The organism is Cupriavidus sp. HMR-1, assembly GCF_000319775.1.
In the GTDB taxonomy this organism is placed as follows: Bacteria; Pseudomonadota; Gammaproteobacteria; order Burkholderiales; family Burkholderiaceae; genus Cupriavidus; species Cupriavidus metallidurans.
Genome location: NZ_ANKP01000250.1, coordinates 23,615 through 46,150, shown reverse-complemented (window position 1 = coordinate 46,150; position 22,536 = coordinate 23,615). Strand labels below are relative to the sequence as shown.

At 60.3% G+C, this 22,536-nt stretch carries 20 protein-coding genes; all 20 read right to left on the bottom strand.

The window, feature by feature from the left end; genetic code table 11:
- Nucleotides 1-118 precede the first annotated feature (118 nt).
- On the bottom strand, nt 119-1,321 hold the full coding sequence (locus D769_RS26900; protein WP_008651439.1) for an MBL fold metallo-hydrolase: 1,203 nt from the start codon (nt 1,319-1,321) through the stop codon (nt 119-121).
- 35 nt (nt 1,322-1,356) lie between these two features.
- Complete coding sequence (locus D769_RS26895; protein ID WP_008651437.1) at nt 1,357-2,313, bottom strand: tripartite tricarboxylate transporter substrate binding protein; 957 nt, start codon at nt 2,311-2,313, stop codon at nt 1,357-1,359.
- Nucleotides 2,314-2,468: 155 nt separating this feature from the next.
- The gene (locus tag D769_RS26890) at nt 2,469-3,158 is read right to left on the bottom strand and encodes a TetR/AcrR family transcriptional regulator C-terminal domain-containing protein (RefSeq protein ID WP_008651435.1); all 690 of its coding nucleotides are present in this window, start codon (nt 3,156-3,158) and stop codon (nt 2,469-2,471) included.
- A gap of 202 nt (nt 3,159-3,360) precedes the next feature.
- Complete coding sequence (locus D769_RS26885; RefSeq protein ID WP_008651433.1) at nt 3,361-4,608, bottom strand: MFS transporter; 1,248 nt, start codon at nt 4,606-4,608, stop codon at nt 3,361-3,363.
- 65 nt (nt 4,609-4,673) lie between these two features.
- The gene (locus D769_RS26880) at nt 4,674-5,432 is read right to left on the bottom strand and encodes an Asp/Glu racemase (RefSeq protein WP_008651431.1); all 759 of its coding nucleotides are present in this window, start codon (nt 5,430-5,432) and stop codon (nt 4,674-4,676) included.
- Nucleotides 5,433-5,451: 19 nt separating this feature from the next.
- A complete protein-coding gene (locus D769_RS26875; protein WP_008651429.1) occupies nt 5,452-5,901 on the bottom strand; it encodes a thioesterase family protein in 450 nt (149 codons plus the stop codon).
- Nucleotides 5,898-7,058, bottom strand: coding sequence for an FAD-dependent monooxygenase (locus tag D769_RS26870; protein ID WP_008651427.1), 1,161 nt, complete (start codon nt 7,056-7,058; stop codon nt 5,898-5,900). Before D769_RS26870 ends, D769_RS26875 begins: the two co-directional genes overlap by 4 nt.
- Nucleotides 7,055-7,933 (bottom strand): VOC family protein, encoded by an 879-nt coding sequence (locus D769_RS26865; protein ID WP_008651425.1) that lies wholly within the window; start codon nt 7,931-7,933, stop codon nt 7,055-7,057. The genes D769_RS26870 and D769_RS26865 overlap by 4 nt, the downstream gene beginning before the upstream one ends.
- Before the next feature lie 13 nt (nt 7,934-7,946).
- On the bottom strand, nt 7,947-9,650 hold the full coding sequence (locus D769_RS26860) for an AMP-binding protein (RefSeq protein ID WP_008651424.1): 1,704 nt from the start codon (nt 9,648-9,650) through the stop codon (nt 7,947-7,949).
- A 43-nt stretch (nt 9,651-9,693) separates the two neighbouring features.
- Nucleotides 9,694-10,947: an alpha/beta hydrolase gene (locus D769_RS26855; RefSeq protein WP_234819063.1), complete on the bottom strand. Its 1,254-nt coding sequence runs from the start codon at nt 10,945-10,947 to the stop codon at nt 9,694-9,696.
- Between the two features lie 169 nt (nt 10,948-11,116).
- Complete coding sequence (locus D769_RS26850) at nt 11,117-12,175, bottom strand: porin (protein ID WP_008651422.1); 1,059 nt, start codon at nt 12,173-12,175, stop codon at nt 11,117-11,119.
- Nucleotides 12,176-13,187: 1,012 nt separating this feature from the next.
- Nucleotides 13,188-13,928, bottom strand: coding sequence for a sulfite exporter TauE/SafE family protein (locus D769_RS26845; protein WP_008651421.1), 741 nt, complete (start codon nt 13,926-13,928; stop codon nt 13,188-13,190).
- A 42-nt stretch (nt 13,929-13,970) separates the two neighbouring features.
- Nucleotides 13,971-14,978 (bottom strand): tripartite tricarboxylate transporter substrate binding protein, encoded by a 1,008-nt coding sequence (locus tag D769_RS26840; protein ID WP_008651420.1) that lies wholly within the window; start codon nt 14,976-14,978, stop codon nt 13,971-13,973.
- Between the two features lie 115 nt (nt 14,979-15,093).
- Nucleotides 15,094-16,188 carry a tripartite tricarboxylate transporter substrate binding protein gene (locus D769_RS26835; RefSeq protein ID WP_008651419.1) on the bottom strand — a complete coding sequence of 365 codons (1,095 nt, stop codon included), beginning with the start codon at nt 16,186-16,188 and terminating at the stop codon, nt 15,094-15,096.
- A 206-nt stretch (nt 16,189-16,394) separates the two neighbouring features.
- A complete protein-coding gene (locus D769_RS26830; protein ID WP_008651418.1) occupies nt 16,395-17,297 on the bottom strand; it encodes a LysR family transcriptional regulator in 903 nt (300 codons plus the stop codon).
- A 2-nt stretch (nt 17,298-17,299) separates the two neighbouring features.
- Complete coding sequence (locus D769_RS26825; RefSeq protein ID WP_008651417.1) at nt 17,300-18,214, bottom strand: LysR family transcriptional regulator; 915 nt, start codon at nt 18,212-18,214, stop codon at nt 17,300-17,302.
- A gap of 78 nt (nt 18,215-18,292) precedes the next feature.
- Nucleotides 18,293-19,126 carry an amidohydrolase family protein gene (locus D769_RS26820; protein WP_008651416.1) on the bottom strand — a complete coding sequence of 278 codons (834 nt, stop codon included), beginning with the start codon at nt 19,124-19,126 and terminating at the stop codon, nt 18,293-18,295.
- 37 nt (nt 19,127-19,163) lie between these two features.
- Entirely contained in the window at nt 19,164-19,847 is a 684-nt protein-coding gene (locus D769_RS26815) for a fumarate hydratase C-terminal domain-containing protein (protein ID WP_008651415.1), read from the bottom strand.
- On the bottom strand, nt 19,841-20,776 hold the full coding sequence (locus tag D769_RS26810) for a fumarate hydratase (protein ID WP_008651414.1): 936 nt from the start codon (nt 20,774-20,776) through the stop codon (nt 19,841-19,843). The genes D769_RS26815 and D769_RS26810 overlap by 7 nt, the downstream gene beginning before the upstream one ends.
- A gap of 11 nt (nt 20,777-20,787) precedes the next feature.
- Entirely contained in the window at nt 20,788-22,536 is a 1,749-nt protein-coding gene (locus D769_RS26805; protein ID WP_008651413.1) for an FAD-binding protein, read from the bottom strand.

The following is a 22,536-nucleotide window of genomic DNA, read 5'->3' as shown; positions in this document are numbered from 1 at the left end:
ACTATCTCCTTTGTTGTCGTGATACATCTGGCTTGCAGGCATCTTCAGCCTCGCCGTCGGGACGAGCGCAGGCCGCACGCCGAGGGCGCGCAGTTGCCATAGGAAAAAATCTGGAAAGCTAGGGGGTGCTACCCGCGCGCAGTTTCGATTCCGGTGCAGCAGGCACAAGAGGAATCCACAGGAGATCGCGACCAACGATCACCTTCCCCGAAAAGCCTTGGCTGGCTGCTGCCCATCGGTGGGGATCGCTGTCGGCGGGCGCCAGATGCGACAGGACGAGGGTCTTGACGTGAGCCGCTTCGGCGACGGCACCGACATCCGATGCGGCGGTATGCGCATGAACAAGATGGTGCGCCTTGGCTTCCTCTGCCGCGCTCCGGGGCTTCGGGTACAGGGAATCCACCCAGGCGGTGTCGATCACCTCATGCACCAGCACATCGGCACCTTGCGCCAACCGAATCAGATTCGGGTCAGGGCTGGTATCGCCTGAGAAGACAACGGACCCAGTCGAGGTGTCGAACCGAAATGCGAATGCCGGATAGACGGGGGCATGGTTCACCAGTATTGCCGTCACCCTGACGTTCTCGTCACGGTAGATCTCGAACGGAGCCATCGCCGGCGCGGGATCGCGATCAGGATCAACGTCAAGGCCTGCAGGCAGCGTGATATCCATCACATCGACGCGGCTATGGGGATTCGGCTTGCGGCTATCCAGAATGTTGTCGTTGATGTCCGCGGCGAACGCACGGTACAGCGCCTCGGTCATGGCAACCGTGCCAGGCATCGGCTGCTCGGGTGCCACGACATCCGCCACCCCGTCGTTGCCACCGCTCGCGGGCGGGAGTTTTCCGCGTGAGCCGGGCCCGATCACCTTGAGTTTCTGACGCCGTTCGGCCAAGCCGTCCGACGCACCAAACAGGACGAGCGACGGATAGTCCACGATGTGGTCGGCGTGCAAATGCGTGATAAATGCCGCTCGTAATGTTTCGAGGCCGCGTCCTGGTGGCGGCGCGCCCAAGCCCGCCTGGAAGTAGCGTCGCAGCCAGCCCGCGCCGAAATCGACAAGGTAGACCTGGCCATTGACCACTACCGCGGAAGCGATTCCCGCAGACTGCGAACCTCGCCAGGAGGTCCGGCCGCCGGCCGTTCCCAGCAGTACGAGGCTGGCGCCGGACTGCGCCGCCGAGGTACTGTGCGGCTGTCCGATCGAATCTGCATAGGAAGTCGAAGCCAGGACGGCGAGCGCCGCGCATGCTCCCGCACAAAACAGGCGGAAGCCGATGACCGGGCCGGTCCCTGCCCGGGAAAAAAGATCACGCATATGTTCTCCGAAGGAAGATCAGCACTGGATCGGCATCATTCCGGCTTCACGCCGGCGTCCGAAATCACCTTCTCCCAACGGAGCTTCTCGGCCTCGATGAACCTTGCGCCTTCCGGCCGCGACATCGGCATTGGATACGTGCCCAGGTCCTTGAGCCGATCGACAAACGGCTGCTGCGTCAACGACTGGTTGACGGCAGCGTTGACGCGATCCAGCACCGGCGCTGGCGTCCCCTTGGGCGCGAAGATCGTGAACCAGCCCTTGGCGACAAGACCGGGCGCGACGTCCTTGGCCAGCGGAATGCCCTCCAGACCGGGCAGGTTCACATCCGAAGTCACGGCAAGCGCCTTCAGGCGACCGCCACGCACCAGGGGCACGAGCGGCGCGATGCCATCGACATAGACCGGGATATCGCCCTTCACCACAGCCTGGATGGCTTGAGTTGTGCCGCTGAAACTCACCTGCCGGAACTTTGCCTTTTGCAACTGCCCCATCATCTCCGCCGTGAGATGGGGAACGGAGCCACGGGTCGGACTTCCGATCACGACGTCGTCAGGACGTGCCCTGGCGTCCTTGATGACATCGCCAAGAATTTTGTAGGGCGTCGCGGGGCCGGTCACGAACATCATCGGCGTGTACGCCAGCGTCGCAGCCACTTCCGTGTCGCGCTGGATATCGAATTTCGCTTCCTTGTACATGACGGGCGTCGTGACAGCCGCCGCTGCGTGAAACAGCACAAGCGTGTACCCGTCGGCCGGCGCCTGCTTGAGCGCGCTCATCGCGACGATGCCGTTACCGCCGGGCTTGTTCTCCACAATCACCTGCTGCTTCCAGGCGCTGGTCAGGCGTTCGGCAACCTGCCGGGCGATGATATCCGGCGCGCTGCCCGCAATTGATGGCACGAGAATCCGAACCATCTTGTCTGGATACGTGCTGGCAACGGCCGGCAGGGCCAAGGCTAGCAACGTCAGTGCGAGAAAGGGGCGTTTCATGTTGTCTCCACGTCTGGCGTACCGGCGACGCCATCGTCGCGGCACTTATTTGATATACCGTCAAATAATGATTGTAGTTTTATTGACTGCATCTCAAATAAGTAGATACCACTAGCGAGGTGGCATCGAGAAAGTGGGGGCCCCCGTCCTACCGGTTACGCGGAACGCGCGCTTCTTTTCTTCGCAGGTTTTGCTTCGCGCTGCCAAGCAGCGATGCCGTCGAGCGTAATGCGAAGTCCTTCTTCAAAGGCGGTATCGGAGGACAGTTGCGAGAACGATCGGCTGACAAAGCGCGCACCGGGATACTGCTCGGCCGATACCGAATCCAGCTTGTTCTGAATAAATGCCTGGTGATAGGCAGGCAGTTGGCGCGAGGCTTCCGCCATGCTTGCCGCGACGAGGTACTGCGCCAGCAAGTGGTAACCCAAGGCGACTTGCTCGGCGGAAAAACCGCCCTGCATGATCGCCGATGTCATCCGGTTGAAGAACTCCAGGCCATAGTCGGTTTCGCCCGGCTGCACATCCTGGAACAGACGGTACCGGTTATGCGACGCCACATAGTTGCTGACGCCGGGGTTTTCCACTGCCACCTGGAAACTGAGCCGCGCGATGCGCTCGACGTCCGCGCGCCAGTCGCCCGTCAAAGGCGGGATCCGCAGGGTGCGCTGGCGATAGTAATCATTCAGTACACCTGACACCAGTTGATCGCGGCCACCAAGGTAATAGTGGATCAGCCCCGGTGCCACGCCAAAGTCCTTGGCAAGCTGGACCATCGAGATCTGGTCCAGCGGCAAGGTCTTCGTCAGCTTGATCGCATGCTGCAGGATCGTCGTGCGGCTGAGCATGGGCTCGGCGCCGATCGGGGACTCCGTTTTCGGTGGTCGGCCGCGTCGACGCGGCACCGGATTGGGCGTGGGCTGTGCGGCAACCTTGGCAGCGGGCGACTTACGGGCGGCAGGCATGGGCGTTGGACGATCAGACCGACTAGAAATTGGTGGTATGCCAATTCTATCCCCGATCACCCCACATGCCATCCACCGCGTACCCCTAGGCTGACGCCACCGCCGTTACGTCCTGCCCTTTCGCGCCGGCTCTGTAGCGTCCGAGAGACAGGACCAGCGCGGCGGCAGCCAGCAGCATGCAGGGCAGGATCAGCAACGGCACATCGTAGCTGCCATGCCGATCGAACCAGGCGCCCAGCCCGATTGGACCGATGACTGCACCCAAGCCGTAGCCGGAGAAGGCAATGCCAAACAGCGAGCCAAACGAGGCCAGACCGAAGTATGACCGGACCAGATAGGAAATCAGGTCGCCCTCCGCCCCAATAGTCAGGCCGATGAGCGTGGTTGCCACCAGCAACGCGGCGTAGTCGTGAGTCCCGCGCAGCAGGAATACCCCGACCGCGCCCCCGACGAAGAAGACGCTTGCCACCAGTGGCGCATGGATTTTGTCGATCAGTAGCCCGGTGAGCAGACGCCCGACGAGGAGCCCAACGCCGACCATCGAGGCGCTCCGCGCAGCCATGGCCGCATCGAAGCCGCGATCCGCGAACAGCGATGGGAGATGCGGCCCCAGCGACAAGGTGGCCGCAGAACTCAATACGAACACCAGCCAGATCGCCCAAAGCCGGTAGCTACGCATCGCCACAGCCAGCGCTACACCTTCCGGCACATGCTTTACCCCACGACTACCGGAGAACCGCTCCCGCAATAGCCCGCAGGCCACCAACGAAAGCGCGACCGAGCCAACACCCAGACCCACATAGGCCATACGCCAGCCGAATGTCGTGACCAGAAACTGCGCCGTGATCGGCAGGATGACGGTGCCAGCCCCGAGGCCACACATCGCAATGCCCAGCGCGAGGCCCAGACGACGATCGAACCACTGGGGCAGCACTGCAAGGTAGCCCAGCACCGAGGTCGCCGCACCGGACACGCCGACAACAACCGAGAGCGCCACCCACATCAACATGCTGCCGTTTTGCAGTGACATCGCGGCAGTGGCCAGGCCAAAGACGATCGCCGAACACACGATCACCCGACGAACACCGAAACGGTCCATCATGGCGCCAACGATGGGGCTGACAACGGCCAGCCCGAACATCGACGCCGCATACGACAGGGACGCCTGCGAGCGTCCCCAGCCGAACTCAGCGGCCAGCGGCCTGACGAAGACGCCAGCCGTGGCATTGAACAAAGGGGCGTATCCAGCCAGCATCCCGAGGGCGGCACCGAGGATCACGCTAACGTAAATCCAGCCGGCAGCACGGGGCAATACTTGGGGGGCGTCATGCATATCACGGTCTCCGTGGTCATGGCGGCGCCTTACGTGGGCGGCCGCCTTGTGGTTTGCGCAGGGGCTCAGCGCAGTCCGGTCTGGCTGCCCAGATAGGCGCCTGCGCCCGGCGCCGTGGCTTCCAGGCCGAGCCTGCGCAGCATCTGCCTCACGGTACAGGCTGCCGTCGACGTCACCGGAATGCCAAGCGCTTGCTGAGCGGGCTCAAGCGCCGCCAGCGACGGCATCTGCACGCAGGCGGACAGGACCACGGTGTCCACACCCTTGGTGTCCAACCGTTTCACGTCTTCGAGCAGTCGTAGCGGATCCCGCTCTCCAACCTCAAGGTTGTCGAGGATCGAGAAATTGATGACATCCTTCACTTCGATGCCTTCTTGCTCGATGTACTCGACGACGGTTTTCGTCAGGGCATCGCTGTACGGGGCCATCAATGAAATGCGCCGGGCGCCGAAGTCCTTCAGTTCCTCCACCAGCGCGCCGGCCGATGTCATGATCTGCGGGCGATACGGCGCGTCCCCGATGGCGGCACCGAGTTCCTCAATGACCTGACGGTGATAACCGTTACCCATGCACATGGTGGCCACCAGGCACGCCGTGCTCATGACATCCACGCGGGCGTCGGCCAGTTCCAGCGCGCAGCGGCCCATGTCCCGGTTCATCCTCTCCAGTTCCTCAGCCACCACGCGATGCATGCGCACGCGGCTCGCGTGGAAACTGAACTGCTCTGGGAGCACCTGCATGCGGGCATTGAAGATGGCAGGGACTTCGCGCTCCATCGTGATGTTGGAGCTGGGCACGATTTGCCCGATTCGGTACTTCGACATTGTTGTTTCCAGAAACAGTTCAGAGCGCTGGCGACAGAAAGCGGTTCAGCACCGCGCGCAGCGAATCAGGAATCGGCGTGCCTTCGCGCCGGTCCAGCCGCACGCAAATCGGCGAGAACATGGCGTCGAAGACCGGGGCGCCGTCGGGTCGGCGGGCCACGCAGCGGATATCGAACGATCTGGTCCGAATGGCTTCAACCGTGCACGTGATATCGATCACGTCATCCGGCCAAAGCGTGCCGATGAATTCGAAACGCATGGCCTTGCATGGGGTACCGACGCCGTGGACCTCTCCCAGCCGGCCGTCGCCGCCCGCCATGTGCGCGGTATAAAGTCCAACCGCGCCGAGCAGGTAATCCGTGAAGCGGCCGGTATAGACGACACCAGCCGGATCACAGTCGCCCCAACGCACGGTACGCCGCACCACGAACGGGCTTTCGCTCAGCACGTACTCCGTGGCGCGCATCATGATTGCCCTTCTGCCGCCACGGCCGCGACTCCGCCGGCAGCCAACTCGGCCATCAACGCCGGAAACTGAGCCCGCAGACGTTCCGCGTCAATACGGCCGGTACGCGTCATAAAGCGAAACACGAACTCGTGCGGCGTAGGAAGATCCATCCATTCCCGAATGCGCTCGTACCAGTTATACGACGCCTCGGAAGCGCTGATCAGCTTGGCCTTTTCCGGTTTGCGCACGGCTTCGTACTGCTCCAGCGCGGCCGGCACATCGTCCGGGTGCGCCACGATGGCGTCCGCCAACGCCATGGCATCCTCCATCGCGATCCGGGTGCCAGATCCGATCGAGAAATGCGCACTGGTCAGCGCATCGCCAATCAGGACCTGCTTGCCGACATGCCAGTTGGCATTGAGGATCACCGGGAACTGTCGCCAGATCGAATTGTTCGAAACCAATCCGTGGCCAGCCAGTTCCGGGGCAAACACTTTCTCGAAGAGCGCTTGCCGCGCTTCGGCACTCATTTCTTCCATGCCGAAGTCGACCCAGGTCTGGTGGTCGCACTCGGCCACGAATGTGCTCATCGAATCGGAGTACGGGTAATAGTGGGCCACAAAGTAGCCACCCTCGTACTTGCGAAACACCAGAGCCGGACTCGCAAAGGGCTTTGCCACGCCGAACCAGGCGAAGTGATTCGTCAGTGTGCGGCGCGTCGTGCCAAAGGCCGCTTCATTGGCGGTACGCAATTGCGAGCCGATACCATCCGCCCCGACGACGAGATCGGCATCGAGCGCATCGAAATCGGCAATGCGTTTGTTGTACGTCACCCGTACGCCAAGCTCTTTTGCGCGCTGCTGCAGTACAGACAGCAGACTGATGCGGGGAATGGCACCACCACCTGCACCGGGCTTCTTCATGACGATGGGATGCTCGTGACTAACGATCGAATGCTGGTCGTTGAACCGCATGGCCTTGGCCAGGCGGTCCACCACGATCGGCGAAGCTGCACGAAGATTCGACAGGCCTGTGTCGGCCAGGACAACGCCGAAGCCAAACGTCGCATCCTCCGGGTTCTGCTCGAACACGTCGATGTCGACCTGCGCCATCCGCTCCTTGAGCAGGATCGACAGGAACAGCCCCGACGGTCCGCCACCAATGATCGCCACCTTCATTGCGCATCTCCCGGAGCCACCACGAGCGCATCCATGTCGAACTGGCGAATGCTGCCCGCCAGGCCGCCGGTCAGCGCCCCGTACCAGACCGCCGGCTTGAAGCCGAGCTCCTTGCGCCGGAACTGCAGTACCGGATTGCCGTCGATGCGCACGTAGCCATTGCCAATGGCCGTGGTCTGATAGCCAGCGGTCTTACGGGCCACGTCGATCAGCGGCGCAAACTCGGGCACATCGAGTACATAGACCGAAGCCTTCTCGCCATTCGGCGCGGCGCGCTCGATACGCTCCGCCTTGCGCTGCCAGACCGGCTCGATCGATGCAAAGGCGGCGCCCTCCTCCCGCGCGCGTTCGAGTTCGATGGCGGAATCGATCGTGAACGCGGCATCCTGCTTGTCGGCGTCGCTGAACGGGCGCAGCTGCCAGGTGATCTCGATCGGGTATCCGTTCGGATCGTTGAAATAGATCGACTCGATGACCTCGTGGCGAATCTGGTAGCGCAAGGGAATGCCCACCGCCTCCACGCGCTGGCGCCACTGCAGCAACTCGGCTTCGTCGCGCACTCGCCATGCGGTGTGCGTGGCGCGGTCCTGGTAGTGCTCGCGCACGGTCAGCCAGTCGGGCCGCTCGGTACCGATGTAGTAGAAGAAGGCGATCGTGCTGCCATTGCCGCTATCGAAGAAGAAATGCAGGAAGTCCGCGTGATTGTCGGGTCCCCACCCTTTCGCCGAAATCGCATGCACGAGCGGAAGGCCCAGCAGGTCGCGGTAGAAGTGCACCGTTTCCGCAAGTTTCCAGGTGGGCCGCGCTGTGTGATGGACGCCGTGCAGTGCAACGACGGGCACGTTGGCGTGGGCGCCTTGCGTGGATTGGTTCATGTCTCTTCCTTCTTCACTTTGCGTGGTGAACAGTGTCGTTTTCCGCTTCGGCGCGCAGCATCTGGACGATGCGGTCACGCAGCAGGACCTTGCTGAGCTTGCCCGATGCCGTCAGCGGAAACTCCGGGATGACTTCCAGCCGCTCAGGCCACTTGAACTTGGCGAGGCCGGCTTCCTGCAGGTATTGGGCAAGCTCGGGCAGTGTCAGGCCCGAAGCCGCTGCCGGCTTGAGCAGCACAAAGGCGCAGACACGCTCGCCGTAGACCTTGTCTGGCATGCCAACGACCGCTGACGCCAGGATCGACGGGTGCTGGTTGATGACGTTCTCGAGTTCTTCGGCATTGATCTTTTCACCGCCGCGATCGACGACATCCTTGATCCGCCCGAGGAAGAAGTAGTAGCGCTTGCCGTCAGCCACCTGAGCAGACATCAGGTCGCCGGAGCGGTAAAAGCCATCGGCGGTAAAGCGCGTGACATCTTCTTTCTCGGACTTGTAATAGCCGCGGATGGTGTACGGCCCCCGGAACAACGCTTCACCAACCTCGCCATCGGCCACGGGGTCTTCGGTGCCGGGATGGACGATCCGCACTTCGTCAGCATCAGATACCGGATAACCAATCGATTGCTCGCGAATCTCCGAAGGGTCTTCCGGGCGCGTGAACATGATCACGCCTTCTGTCATGCCGAAGATGTGATGTGTCGGCGATCCGGTCAGGCGCGTCAGGTTGGCAGCGTTCTTCGGGGCAATGAAGTTGCGTCGCGCCTTGTCCGACGCGGTGCCACGCAGCAGTTCCGGCGCGATGCGATTCAGGATCGGCCCGGCAACGCCGAACCAGGTCGGTTCGTAGTTGCGAACGAGGGACTGCAGCGTTTCCTCGCCGATATCCGGGGCCACCGTCACCTTCGCGCCGCACAACAGAAACGGACCGAAGAAGCAGCCCATGTTGAGGTTATGCATGTACGGCGTCGGGAAGAACAGCACGTCTTCAGACGTATATCCGTTGCATGCAGCCACTGCGCGCATGTTGTACAGATACTCGTTCTGAAAGCGCGGGATGATCTTCGGCACACCGGTGGTGCCACCCGACAACTGGAACACCGCCGCCTGGAACGGCTCGTGGTCGACGTCAGCCAACAACGCCTGGGCGCGCGCCAGCGGCATATCGCGGATCAAGTCAGCCAGCAATACGGCTCGTCCGCGGCGCTCACCGCGCGCCTGAAGGATGAACTGGAAACTTGGTACTTCCGCCTGCATCTCCTCGGCAAACGCCACGTCGTCGAACTTGGGGTCATCTCCCTGAACGAAATGCAGGCGTGCCTCGCACAAGTTGCCCAGGTAACCCACTTCCAGCTTGCGGAATGCCTGTAGCGAACACAGCGGGATGATGCCGGCCTTCAGGCATCCGAGAAATGCGAACAGCAGCTCATTGCTGTTGCCGCATTGAAAGACCGCACGGTCGAGCGGCCGCAGGCCCAGGGCCAGCAGCGCCGCCCCGAGTCGGTCAGTCCGTTCGTCCAACTCCTGATAGGTGAACTCGCCCTCCGGCCCCACCAGGGCCAGCCGATCATGGTGATCGCGGAACGATTGACGGAAGGCGCCAACCAGCGTTTCGCCGGTCAGGTAACCGTCGCCGACATAACGGCGAAGGCGGTCTTCATCGGGATAGCGCACGCCATCGAGCAACACGGATGGGCGTACGTGGGTGGGTTGCAGCATCGTTGTCTACCTCTGTATTTATATAGTTCGTCTGCGGTGCCGCTCAGGCCATCGATTCCCGCAGCCACTCGACGATATGACGTCCGGCAATGCGCTGCCCGGGCTCCTCCTCGCGGCTCAACGCCATGCCGTGGTGGTTGCCGCGCACACGAATATGCTGCTTGTGCGCCGCAGGGATCTGATCGTAGATAGCCTGAATATCCGCCGGAAACGTGCATTGATCGCCGGTGTATTCGAGCAGCAGCGTGGGCTGATGCAACGTGCCAATCGTCTTGTCCAGCGCCGCGTTGGATGACAGCCCCGACCAGGTAGAGAGCCAGGATTCCGGCGTGACAACACGTCCAAAACCCACACTTCCCCAGTTGGACACAAAGGGATCCTTGCCCCAGAGAGAACCGGTCTTGCGATCGGACGGGTCCAGCGAGATGTCCCATGAGCGCAGGTCGGCGTCGGTACGCCAGACCTCGAAGATCGGGGCATGGGCTGCGAGCCGACGGTCAGCATCGGTGCCGGCACCGGACTTCACTTGCTTGCGGGCCTCCTGCTTGGCCCGCAGCATTGCCCTCGCGCGTGCGTCGATGCGTGCGACGCGTTCGGTCTGTGCGGCGCGATATCGTTCGATGAAGTCGGGCGCGTATCGGCCCTTGCCGGATTCCACATCGAACCCGTTGGCCTTTGAGAACGGATCGAGCGTCGGGTCCGTCTGCATGGGATCGTCTTCATCGGTGACCGACGGGTCAATGCCGCTCATCAGGAGCTTGCCCTGGCCCGGGTGCGGCGACACAAGGATGAACGCATCGACTTCCGGCATATGCAGTTCACCCAGGTTCGTCGGGCGGCCACCCGGCGTGCGGGCAATACGCATTTCACGCGGCGTCAGCGACTGCTGGTTGTAGAACGTGTACAAGCCCGCGCCGCCCGAATTACCAAGCAGCACGATCTTTTCATAACCAAGATCGCGCAGGTGCGTCATACCGGCTGCGACATCGAACAGCGCGATCTCATGCTCCAGACGCAGGTCGTTGCCGATCGAGCGCGGGCCCTGCACCCAGCAAGCACATCCGGCATCGAGCACGAACGGCACCAGGTAGTGAGTGATGGCCATTTCGCGCGGGTGCATCAGGGATACAACCGTCTTTTCCTTGCCAGTGATGCTGAAGAGGAAGCCGAGCGTGCGCTGCCCATCGGCCGTGCCCAATGCATAGGGCACCATCTGATAGGGGCGGTCCATCAGCCGGGCGTCCCATGAGGCACCTCGCATTCCTGCCGTCACTTGCGGCTTGTCTTGTTCGCTCACGCTGTCTCCTTCGTAAATGCGACCGTCTCAATAATCTAGTGCTTATTTGATATGCTGTCAAATAATTCCAGAGGCCCCGCGAACTACGCCGCGCCGGAAAGAAAAGGTGTGCCGCGAAGGCGGCACACCCGAAAGACGCGACCCAGCCGGCGCGTCCGGTCGACACCAATCAGAAGTTGTGTCGCAGGCCAACAACGGCGCCGAACTGATTGGCGCCGGCAATCACGGAGCCGTCGTACCCGTTGGCACCGAGCGCCGAGCCGCCCTTGTTCAAGGTGTATGAGGCCGTCAGATAGGCGTCCGTGCGTTTCGAGAACCGGTAATCGGCAGACATCACCAAGGACATCGGATCCTTCGCCGAGGTGCGGTCATTGGTCTTGTACACCGCGCCGGTCAGCGCAAGTGCCTGCTTGAAGTTGTAGGTACCACCAGCCCAGAACAGGTCCGTGCGGGTCATTGATGTCAGGATCTGGCTGACCAGCCGCCGATAGCCGAAGTAGGCCGATACTGGGCCGAAGTCGGCCGCTGCCGAAACCACGTAGCGACGCTCGGTCCGCCCCGCGGTCGCGGCGGAGGTGCCATTGAGCTGGTCGAAAACACCCGCAACGCGGAACTTGCCCATGCCATAGGAAAAGCCCGCGCTCATTTCCCTGCCGACGCGGCTGTTGCCCGGAACTTCGCTGCCGTTCGCGATCGTCGAGTCCACGCCAAAGCTGTAGAGCGCCGAGGCCGTCAGCGCACCAAACTTGCCGGTGTACTTCACTGCATTGTCGGTACGCCCTGCCAGCCAGGTGTCATGCGAGTACGACGAATACTTGGGTGCAAAGTACATCGGATCGAAGCCGATGATCAGGTCGAACGTCAGATTATGGTGACGCCCCATGGTGATCTGCCCGTATGGTGTGTCCAGACCAATATAGGCGCGGCGGCCAAACAATCTCCCGCCTTGTGCGGCCATGCCGGTATCGAGCACCATACCGCCTTCGAGCAAGAACACGCCCTTCAGCCCACCACCCAGGTCTTCCACGCCACGCAAACCCCAACGGCTACCGGCAATGTTGCCGGACGTCATGCGCACGAGGCTGGACGATTGCCTGGCGGCATTCGGTACGTGATTCAGATATTCGATGCCCGCATCCGCCACGCCGTACAGCGTGACAGACGATTGAGCGTGCGCGGTCGCGCCGGTCGCTAGCAGCGTCCCGGCGATGGCCAGACTTCGTTTCATTACTCCTCCGTAAATTTCTCTTCGATCGCGGCCTGAAGCAGCCTGCGATGTGCTGTCCTTGTGCGGCTGGCATGGGGGCATGCACTACGGCGCCGCAACAATTGACACCAACATAATTAAAGATACGGATTTTTTGACACCCAGTCAAATAATGACTTCCGCGAATCAGGTGCTTACGGTGGAATCGAGTCAGTCCGCAATGGGCCGAATGGGTCGTCCAGGAGGTTCCGGTCGCCACGTGCCACTAAATCCCGCTTTATCGCTTGCAAGCGTGGGACACGTGCGTGTTCTCGGAAGCGTGTGATCACCGCCGCTGGACGTAGCGCGATTGCCGTCGCAGCATTTGTCCTGGCGTCTTACCCAACTCCATGCGAATCGCTCCGTGCAAGCAACTTGCTGGCACCGGAGACAGCGGCACCGTTGGTAAGAGTTTCTCCGCTCAAGGTACGGCAGGAGAACTTGGGCGAACGACATTGGCTTGTGCGGACTTTAGTGTCATCACCCATCGCGCGGCTGAATTCGCACATCAAGAACCTGTCACTTCGCCACCCTAAGTCCTTGATTCTTACAGGCACCCCAACGGGGTTCAAACCCAATACCCCCTTGCGTTAGTTTTTGGGCCTGGCATTAAAACGCGTTCGGGTTGTATCGGCCCTCAGGACCCCTCAATGACGGAGCGTTATCGCGCAAAAAAGCAGCTCCATTTGGGCTGGTCTTCAGCCTCGTTGCCTGGTCTGGGCGGATCGTGTATCTGCCCGTGGCTACGCTGCGACACGAGTACGCGCAATCCCCGGACCAATCGGTGCAAGGGGATGATCTTCCCTCGATTCCTCTGACGGTCTCCTCCGTGGTGCGCGGTCGAACGGAACAACGAGTACTACCCGGCACTGCAGCGCTCCAGTGGGCCAGATAGCGCTCCGTATCCGCTGCAACAGCAACCGGACCTTGATAGTCGAAATTGTCATGCATTCGGCCTCGAACCCTTCTATGGGGTTGATCATGTGCTCTTATCTCAATGCATCGATAGGCCACGACAAAGCACCGAAACGCCACTGGCGCAAAGAAATATCAACAGGGCACGTCGCACGTTGTCCGCAGAGATTCTTTTGCGCAAGCGCGATCCGACTGCAAGTCCGACAAGGCTGAACGGCATCGCGAACGCGGCGCTGCGCAGTAAGTCTCCTTGATGCAGCAGCCCGCTGCTCGCAAAAGCTGCCAGGCGCACCAGTGCACTAAAGAGAATGACGGCAGCGATTGTGGAACGAAATGCATCAATCTGCGGAAGCCGGCGGGACAGATACATCGTGTAGATGGGGCCTCCTGTTCCAAACAGCGCACTGAATACGCCCCCGACTACGCCGGCAGGTACGGACCACCCCCTTGCCACCTCCTCTTCCGCTCGAGCCGAGGACATCAGGAGGGCCCGTCCCGTCATCACAAGTACAAAGAGACCGAGGCCGACCAGGAGCCAACGTGATTCGATCTTCGCGAGCACCGTCGTACCTAGTACTACACCCACCGTCATGAAGGGAATCAGGCGAAGCAGTTCCGGCCGTGACACTGAACTCCAGTTGCGCATTCCAACCATCAATGTCGTCACCAGATCGAGTAGGAGAAGCATAGGAACCACGAACTGCAAGGGAATGAACTGCACCAAAATCGGCACGGCCACCATCGCCGCGCCGAAACCGGTGAGTCCAAATACTGTGTAGGCTCCCGCAACGGTTGCCCCAAGCACTGCGTAGTGTTCCATCCCCATGGCTGTCCGATTTGTTTTTGGAATGCGTTCCGAAGCCTATTGCATCTTGATCCCAGCGCTTTTCGCGAGCGACTGATACGCGCTGAAGTTCTCGGAAACGTACTTGGCCGTCTCCTCTGGTGTCAGAACTCTTGGAATGCCACCGTATGTCGCATTCGCGGAGATCCATCGGGTGTCCGTGGATGCCGATTTCAGGACACCAGCCCACTTCTTGACGATGTCCGGCGGCATCTTGGCGGGCCCATACAACGCGCTCCACCCGATCACCGCTTCCAGCTTTGGAAAGCCTGCTTCCCTCGCTGTGGGAACGTCTGGGAACTGCTTCAGCCTCTCTGGAGTCGTCGTGACTAGAGCACGCAGTTTGCGACCTGCGACCAGGCCCGCCATGGAGCTTAGGTTGTTGCAACTGAAGTCCACCTCTTTGGAGATGACTGCCAGTGCAGCTTCGTTTCCACCCTTATAGTTCACGTTCACCGCTCCGTTTGGCTTCAGATTGAGACTCTGCAGCAACAACTGTGGAGCGAGGTTCTGTACCGTGGCGGGGCCCGACGCGCTGTAATTGAGCTTTCCAGGATGCGCCTGAAGTTCCGCCGCCAAGTCTGCAAGCGTCTTGAACTTGGAGTCCGGGTGCACAACACATACCACCGGATTCAACTCAAGCAGGCCAATGAACGTAAAGTCATTCCACTTGTAAGCAAGTCCGGAATCCTGGATAGCCGGCAGGAGAACCTGAGAGCCGACCCGAGCCAGCAGCAACGTATATCCATCCGGACTCGCATCCTTAGCTATCTGCGAACCGATCGCGCCATTGGCCCCAGGGCGATTCATGACAACTACGGGCTGGCCCAGCAGTGCTGACGCGGTAACGGAGAGGTTCCGCGCGGACTGATCCGCGTCGCCTCCGGCCGCAAAGGGCACCACGATTGTGACGGGGCGGCTGGGATAGGCTTGTGCCGCCGCAGGTGCGGCCCCGGCCACCGTGGTTCCGATTACGGCGGCACAGATGCCAAGCGCCTTGATGCATCCTCCGACAATCCTATTCATTCGACTGTCTCCTCGCCAGGACTGTGGCAGTACCGAACACTGCCACGTGATCGTGCGATTCTGCTTGTGAGCCGCGCCCTCCAGTCAAGCGCCGGAGGATGAGGGGTCGGTTCGTTTAGTTGGCGGAGATCTTTCGCTTGGCGACCAATTGCTTCCACCGGCCCGATTCTTGTGCGATTTCCTGGGGAAGCTGACCCTTTGGCGTCAGTGTCCTGGTCATGCCTTGCGCAGAGAGATACTGCTGCATACTTGGCCCTGCGGTGGCCTTCTCCAGATCGGCGTACATCCTCGTGATGAGCTCCTTAGGCGTACCCGCCGGAGCCATCAGTGCGAACCATCCATAAAACGTAAATCCCGGCAGACCCGCCTCAGCAGTGGTCGGTACGTCGGGCAGCAATGGGGATCGTTCCTTGCCAGTCACCGCCAGCGCGCGAAGACGGTTGCCCTTTAGCAGCGGTGAGATGGCATTGATGTTGCCCACGGTCATGTCAACCGTTCCCGCCATGAGGTCTGAGTACGCCGGACCTTCGCCCTTGTACGGCACGTGCACCACTTCGATTCCTGCGGCCTCGGCAAAGGCCTCGTTAGCAATGTGCACCTGGCTGCCATTACCCGCCGACGCGAAGGTCAGCTTGCCAGGGTGGGCCTTGGCGTAGCTGATAAACTCAGCCATCGTTTTCACCGGTACCTTGGTGTTCACCGTCAGCACCATCGGCCCACTGGCAATCTTGCTGATCATCTCGAAACTCTCGGCTGAGTACGGGAGCTTCTGATAAATGAACGGATTGACCGTGAACATGCTTCCCGACGCGAGCAAGAGCGTGTAGCCATCTGGTGCAGATTTGGCAACCGCTTCCGCCCCCACCGCGCCGCCGGCGCCCGGTCGGTTATCCACGACAACTGTCTGTTTCCACTGTTTGCCCAGCTCAACAGCAACTGCACGAGCCAGAAGGTCCGTTGCTCCACCCGACGCAAACGGAACAACGAGTCGGATCGGCTTGTTCGGCCACTCCTCCGCGTGAGCAGGCACCATCGCCAAAGGCGCAATGGCAAACGCAAACATGGCCACGGCAGTCGATGTCTTGTACCGCGGGGCATCCGCGTCCTGGCACAGCTCCTTAACGATGGGATTCTGGCGTATGCGACGCAACCACCGCCGCCCTCCCGCTAGCCAACTGCCAATGGCATTGCCTGTGTCTCGTGAGTTCATCGTTGTCTCCTTTGTGGCGTCGCCATGATTTGACGACTATCGTGTGCGTTGCTTTATTTTTTTAATCCTAATTACAAATTCAATAAAACGGAAACGAGATATGGAACTTATATATAGCAATTAAAGTTCTTATCTTTTTTATGACAAAATAATCCCACCCACATCCTTCTGGATGTGATTTGATAATTGTGATTATTTGATTTTCGCTATCCCGTTCGAAACAGATTCAGAAACTCAGACATGGCAACCGAAGGCGGCCGCGCCGGATGCGACACGATGGATAGCGGTCGTATCAGCCGAGGAAAGTCAGTGCGCAATTCAATTATGGCCCCCTTGTCCAACATGCCCTGCACCAGAATCCGCGACAAACAACTGATGCCCAGGCCAAGCTCCACCGCATACTTGATCGCCTCGGAACTTCCCAATACGGTCTGAGGAGTGAGCGGCCCAAGGTAAGAAAACAAGGCACTCATCACCGCATCGCGAGTCCCCGACCCTTCTTCCCGAAAAAGCCAGTTTGCCTCCTGAAGCTGCTCACGGGAAACCGGTTGACCGGATTCTGTTTGTGTCACAGCGAGCCTGTCGTGAGGCGATGCAACGATAATCAATTCGTCGTCGCTCCATTTATGGCTGACCAAGTCCGCCGCTGGACTTGGCCCCTCAATGATTCCCACATCGGCGCGTGCTTCGGAAACCAACCGGATGACTTCGTGCGAATTTCCGATCTGCGTGTCCACCCGACACTCCGGAAAACTGGCGTGGTAGTACGCCAGAATCCTCGGAATAAGGTAATTGCCAATGGTCGTGCTCGCTGCGACCCTCAGATGACAGGGCGGATGCCCGCCAGAAAAATCCCGTTCAATTGCACGCGCGTCCCATATGAGTCGGGTTGCCCGTTCCTGGAGTGCGCGCCCCGCATCATTGAGTACGAGTCGCTTCGAGACGCGATCGAATAGGGTCACCCCTAGCGTCTGCTCCAATTCATTGACGGCCGCGCTCACGGCCGACTGCGATAGCACTGCCTCTTCTCCCGCGGCAGAAGTTGATCCCGTCCTCGCCACTATCGAGAACAGTTCCAACTGCCGGAGGGAGAATCGGAACGTCGCCATGATTAGCTCTTCTGTACCAATTTCGGTCGCCCGTCGTCCGGCGTAATGCTCGGCTTGGTCACATCGGCCAGCGCTTCCAAAAGCAAGTGCGAAAGATGTGCACGAGGATTATCGCGAGGGACCAAGATACCAAGGCGACGCATCAACGGAGGCGAGCCGAACGGGATGGTACGGATAGATGCCGGGAACTCGTTCTCGACACCTCGAGCCGGCACGACTGACGAGCCCAGACCGTTGGCCACCATGGCGATCACTCCTTCAAGCGTATCGATCTCCATCGTCGACCGTACCGCAATCTGGCGTCGCACCATTTCCTCCTGGACAAGAAGTCCGACGCGAGCGGTGCGATTGAATCTGACATAGGGCGTTGTCTCCAGAATCCCCTTGTCCGAGTCCCCTCTGGTCGTGGCATGTGTGATCACCACGAACTCTTCGTTAAAGAAAGGCATGAACTGCAGGTCCAGGCGCGGAACCTCTGGTTCGGTAACGACAGCCACGTCCAGTTGCCGTCGATATACCGCCCGCTCCAGATCATGGGTCAGACCCGTGGTGAGGTGGATGTCGATTCGGTGCCCCTGCTGATGCAACCGCTTCAATGCAAGCGGTAAGACGCCCGAAACGCAGGTATGTACGGAGCCGAGCTTAAGCACACCTCCGGCCGCTTCGCGTTTGAGAGCCGCGCTCATGCTCTCCCAATGGGTCAGGAGGTCACGCGCGCGACTCGTGAACGCAAGCCCAGCGTCCGTCAATACTGGCGGTCTGCGACTGCGATCGAAGATCGTGATGCCCAGCTCTTCCTCAAGAGAACGCATCTGCATACTGACAGCAGAGATCGTGAGCCCGATGGCGTTGCCCGCCTCGGCGAAGCTGCCTCGGTCGGCAATGGCTACCAGGGTGTAAAGGGTTTTGACGTCCATGTCTGACAAATTGATATGTGATTCAATCCGCTAGCGCGTTGCGCCGTCATTCTGCCGCATGGACGTTGCGCACACGGGCTAGATCCCCAGCAGACGACGGGCGTTCCCGCCCATCACCTTTTCCATGTTCTCGCGACGAATCGGCAACGTCTCGAACCATTGCTTGTAATCCCGTACCGGGCAAAACGGAAAGGAACTTGCGTACAGCATGCGGTCGGCCAGGAACGAGTCCGCAGCTTTCACGTATTCCTCCCATCCTGGCATGCGCGAGAAGTACATGTCCGGCGACAGATACATGTTCGGCCGACGGAATGCGATATGCAGGATTTCCGTCACCCATGGCCACCCGCCATGCACAACGACCACGCTCAGCCTGGGAAAGTCGGTCAGAACGCGGTCGGTTTTGACGGGATCCGAGTAGCTCAGGTCCGGACCAGCAGTTCCCCCCACCATCATGATCACGGGTACGCCCAGATCTTCGCAATGAGCGTAAATCGGGTACAGACGCCTGTCATCGGCATACATCGGGATGGGGTAAGAGCCCGGCTCGATATTGATGGCCTTGAACCCGCTAGCGACCGCGTCGGAGATCGTTTTGCACGCGGTCACCCGGTTCGTCGGGTCGATGGACGCGGCACCAATGAATCGTTGCGGATAGTCACGCACGATTCGCGCGACATCCTCGTTCGAAACACTGCCCAGTGTGCCGGCGAGACGCCCAACCACGACGCCCTTGTCCACACCGGCCTCATCCATTTCCTTGAGCAGCAGTTCCATAGACTGCTGTTGAGCGGCTGGCGACGGCTCGAAGCCAACAGTGCGGGTAAAGCCATCACGGCGCTCACCCGCCGCATACATCAGCGTATCGAGGAAGCCACCAACCGGAGGGCGGAGTCTGAAATCAATGATCATGTCGTGTTCCTGGCTCTAGCTCTGTTCAAGAATGTCCTTACATCACCTCGTTCTTGCGGTCATCCGTTTCGCCGTATCGGTGTAATGCCGGTGGCTTGAGACCAGCGTAGAGCTTTTCGATCCCAGCGTTGATGACTTCGGCGTGCTGCGCGAACAGCGAGTTGCCCTCCAGGTCGCTCTCAACAATGAACGGACCGAAGTTCTCCACCTCGAACATCCACATCGCCTGCGCGATGCCTAGTTCGTCGAGCCAGAAAACGTCTTTCACCTGCTTGATGCCACGGCCGAGCAGCGCCCCGGTTCCATAGCCAACGGTCGTGAGGTAGATGGCCCCGCCAGGCGCGAGCACCCGCTTGTAGTCGTCAGCCGGCATGCCACCCTTACCGATGAAGATGCGACACGCCGTCTTTTCCATCCACTTCGGTATCCACTTGGAAAAGCGAAAGCTCGCAGTGGCAGTGACGGCGCCAACGTTATAGCTCCCGTCCTCATTGGGCGCGGCGGCTGGTGAGCAATGAAAATTGACATTGCTGAGCCCACGCAAATCAACCGGGGGTTCCAGGCCTTCGTCGAGCACCTTTTTGTAGACGCCTTCCCGGGCCGTATAAATTACCCCCGTCAAGTAGACGGCGGATCCGAGTTCGAGTTTGGCGATGTCTTCCGTTGTCGCGGGCAGGTTGATGTGGAATACTTTCAGTTCATCATCTTGAGGGCTTACCATTCGACCGTCTCCCTGCGCAGATAAGGGGTGAACCACTGAGGGTCCGTGCGATATTCGATATTGCCGTCTGCATGGATACGAGCCGTGGCACGTCGCGAAGACAGACAGAACGTATGGAGACTGATGGGCATCCCTCCCGTATGGGTGTGGCCTACTTCGATATGACAGTCGACCACCATTGACGAGCCCACGAAGCCCATCGCACCCATGCCGATCGAATTACCGAGCTTCATGAGTTCAAGTTCCAGCTCGGCAATCTTCGGGTCGGGATTGCGGTCACCCACGACACGGAGGCAAGCCGCCTGCTTGCCAAGCTGCATGCACGTATCCTTGGAGCCGCCCAGGCCGATGCCAACAATCGCTGGCTGGCAGGCCAGGCCACGCTTGCCGAATGCAATCAGGGTGTCGAGCACGAACCGCCTGATCCCGTCAATGCCGTCCCCGGGAAACAACATCCGGTAATCGGTGCCGAACAGTCCGCCCTTGTGGACGGTAGTGATGTCTACCCAATCGGCGTCGGGTTCGAATGACCACTCGATCTCGGGTGCATTGATGCCAACGTTGTTGTTGTTATCAGTGCGCCAGAGGGGGTGCACGCGATTGGGGCGCAGCGGAACCGCCAGCGTGGCGTCTGCCGTTGCCTTGCGTAAAGCGCGCTCGACTGCAACGAAACCGCGCTGCACCGCCGCGTTGTTTCCCACCTTCACGTAGTAGCGAGGCAATCCAGTATCGGCGCACATTGGACGGCGGTCCTGGTCGGCGGCGTCCCAGTTGTCCTGCATCGCGTGGATCACGAATCGCGGCAGCTTGCCAGTCTCCGTTTTCTGCAATGCCTGGATGCCTTCCTTGTAGTCCTTGGGGATCTCGATCGCGGCGCGTTTCATGATTTCGAGCGCGGCTTCCTCGACCCGATCGATAGAGATGGTCATCGTAGCGGTCCTTATGCTGCAACTTTTGGGGGTTGACCGGCCTCACCGGTTATCAGTGATTTGCCTGGCGTAACGATGTTGAACTTCACCGGAACCATTTCCAGGCGAATGTCATCGCCATCTGCCGTCACGCGGGTATAGCAACTGCTGTGCAGATCGCCGGGCTCCGGAAAATCTTCGCGCGCGTGGGCTCCCCGGCTGTTCTCGCGAGCGAGCGCAGATACGGTAATCACCCGAGACATGTCCACCAGGCTTTGCAGATTGAGCCAGTCGTGCCAGGTGACGTTGTAGCGCCGGTCACCATCCGGAACGCCCATGGCTAGCAGGGCCTCGCGGTGGCCAGCGATGGAAGAAAGTCCTCGGCGCATCGCCTGCTCATTGCGCAGCACGCCAACGTCATCCCACATCGTTTGCGCCAGTACATCGCGCAGTTCGTGTATCGCGCCCGGCGTCTTCGAGAAGGGATACTCGGCGCGCTCGACGCCGCTCAGGATGACCCGCTTGTCCGGTTCCTTCCAGTGCTGCACCTTCGATACATACGCCGCCATGGAATCACCCGCAATGCCGCCAAATACGGTCGAATTTGCCACGCCGTTTCCGCCCAGCCGATTGGCGCCATGCACGCCACCGCAATCTTCCCCGGCCGCAAACAGGCCCGGAGACGCAGTACTGCAATCGACATCGAACTCCACGCCACCCATCAGATAGTGGGCGGTTGGCACGACCTCCACGCGTCCGCCAGCGAGGTCGAAGCCGCAATCCTTGCATCGGTTAACCATCCCTGGGAAGGTCTTTGCGACCTTCTCCGGCCCAAGATGGCTCATCTGGATATAGACGCCCCCCATTGGTCCAGTCCGACCGGCGCGCATTTCGGAGTAGATGCCACGGCTGACCACGTCCCGCGTCGCGCGCTCTCCACGAGGGTCATAGTTGGTCATGAAGCGGTCACCGTTGCCATTGATTAACCAACCGCCGGCGCCTCGCAGTCCTTCCTCAAGCACCGTACCCGTCATGCGGGTATCGGGACCGCCCAACAAACCCGTCGGATGGAACTGGACCATCTCCATATCCCGGAGACTCAGGCCGTAGCGCATGGCCATCGCCAGGCCATCACAGGTCTTGTCGCCGGAAGGCGTGTGGTAACGATACATCGTCGGGCCCGCACCCGTCGCCAGCAGAACGGCCTTGGCCTGGACAAATCGATAGGTACCGCGGCGCATATCGATGAACAGCACGCCGGAGATACCCGAGCCATCCGCCGCCGGAATCAGCTCGATGGCCCGATGCTCCTCCAACTCCTCCACATCGAGCGCCCGCACCTGCTCCATCAGGCGGTTGATGATCTCAATGCCAGTCAGGTCAGCTTTGTGAACCGTACGATCGAAGCTCTGACCTGCGAATGCTTTCTGATGCAGCGTTCCGTCCGGGTTGCGATCGAAGAAGCATCCAATCTCATTCTCAAGTTCACGCACGCGCTCGATTGCACCTTCGACGAGGCGCCAAGCTAGGTCCTGACGCGGTAGCCACTTGCCGCCCTCAATCGTGTCCATGAAATGTCGCTCGATCGAATCGCCAGTGGACAGCGCCACGTTGTAGCCGCCCTGGACCATCCGCGTGCAGCCGCACTTTCCCAGCAGGCCCTTGACAGCCACGGATACCTTGAGCGCGGGATTAGCCTTCTTGGCATGCAAGGCTGCAAACAATCCTGCCCCACCCGTGCCCAGGATCAGGATGTCTGTCTTGTGATTATCGATTTGCAT

What these genes read in the sequence shown, in the direction of transcription:
- D769_RS26880 (WP_008651431.1), bottom strand. Translation starts at nt 5,432, where the DNA reads ATGTCGAAGTACCGAATCGGGCAAATCGTGCCCAGCTCCAACATCACG.
- D769_RS26810 (WP_008651414.1), bottom strand. Translation starts at nt 20,776, where the DNA reads ATGACCATCTCTATCGATCGGGTCGAGGAAGCCGCGCTCGAAATCATG.
- D769_RS26830 (WP_008651418.1), bottom strand. Translation starts at nt 17,297, where the DNA reads ATGGCGACGTTCCGATTCTCCCTCCGGCAGTTGGAACTGTTCTCGATA.
- D769_RS26850 (WP_008651422.1), bottom strand. Translation starts at nt 12,175, where the DNA reads ATGAAACGAAGTCTGGCCATCGCCGGGACGCTGCTAGCGACCGGCGCG.
- D769_RS26870 (WP_008651427.1), bottom strand. Translation starts at nt 7,058, where the DNA reads ATGAAGGTGGCGATCATTGGTGGCGGACCGTCGGGGCTGTTCCTGTCG.
- D769_RS26885 (WP_008651433.1), bottom strand. Translation starts at nt 4,608, where the DNA reads ATGCATGACGCCCCCCAAGTATTGCCCCGTGCTGCCGGCTGGATTTAC.
- D769_RS26875 (WP_008651429.1), bottom strand. Translation starts at nt 5,901, where the DNA reads ATGATGCGCGCCACGGAGTACGTGCTGAGCGAAAGCCCGTTCGTGGTG.
- D769_RS26825 (WP_008651417.1), bottom strand. Translation starts at nt 18,214, where the DNA reads ATGGACGTCAAAACCCTTTACACCCTGGTAGCCATTGCCGACCGAGGC.
- D769_RS26895 (WP_008651437.1), bottom strand. Translation starts at nt 2,313, where the DNA reads ATGAAACGCCCCTTTCTCGCACTGACGTTGCTAGCCTTGGCCCTGCCG.
- D769_RS26845 (WP_008651421.1), bottom strand. Translation starts at nt 13,928, where the DNA reads ATGGAACACTACGCAGTGCTTGGGGCAACCGTTGCGGGAGCCTACACA.
- D769_RS26815 (WP_008651415.1), bottom strand. Translation starts at nt 19,847, where the DNA reads ATGGTAAGCCCTCAAGATGATGAACTGAAAGTATTCCACATCAACCTG.
- D769_RS26805 (WP_008651413.1), bottom strand. Translation starts at nt 22,536, where the DNA reads ATGCAAATCGATAATCACAAGACAGACATCCTGATCCTGGGCACGGGT.
- D769_RS26865 (WP_008651425.1), bottom strand. Translation starts at nt 7,933, where the DNA reads ATGAACCAATCCACGCAAGGCGCCCACGCCAACGTGCCCGTCGTTGCA.
- D769_RS26860 (WP_008651424.1), bottom strand. Translation starts at nt 9,650, where the DNA reads ATGCTGCAACCCACCCACGTACGCCCATCCGTGTTGCTCGATGGCGTG.
- D769_RS26820 (WP_008651416.1), bottom strand. Translation starts at nt 19,126, where the DNA reads ATGATCATTGATTTCAGACTCCGCCCTCCGGTTGGTGGCTTCCTCGAT.
- D769_RS26840 (WP_008651420.1), bottom strand. Translation starts at nt 14,978, where the DNA reads ATGAATAGGATTGTCGGAGGATGCATCAAGGCGCTTGGCATCTGTGCC.
- D769_RS26835 (WP_008651419.1), bottom strand. Translation starts at nt 16,188, where the DNA reads ATGAACTCACGAGACACAGGCAATGCCATTGGCAGTTGGCTAGCGGGA.
- D769_RS26890 (WP_008651435.1), bottom strand. Translation starts at nt 3,158, where the DNA reads ATGCTCAGCCGCACGACGATCCTGCAGCATGCGATCAAGCTGACGAAG.
- D769_RS26900 (WP_008651439.1), bottom strand. Translation starts at nt 1,321, where the DNA reads ATGCGTGATCTTTTTTCCCGGGCAGGGACCGGCCCGGTCATCGGCTTC.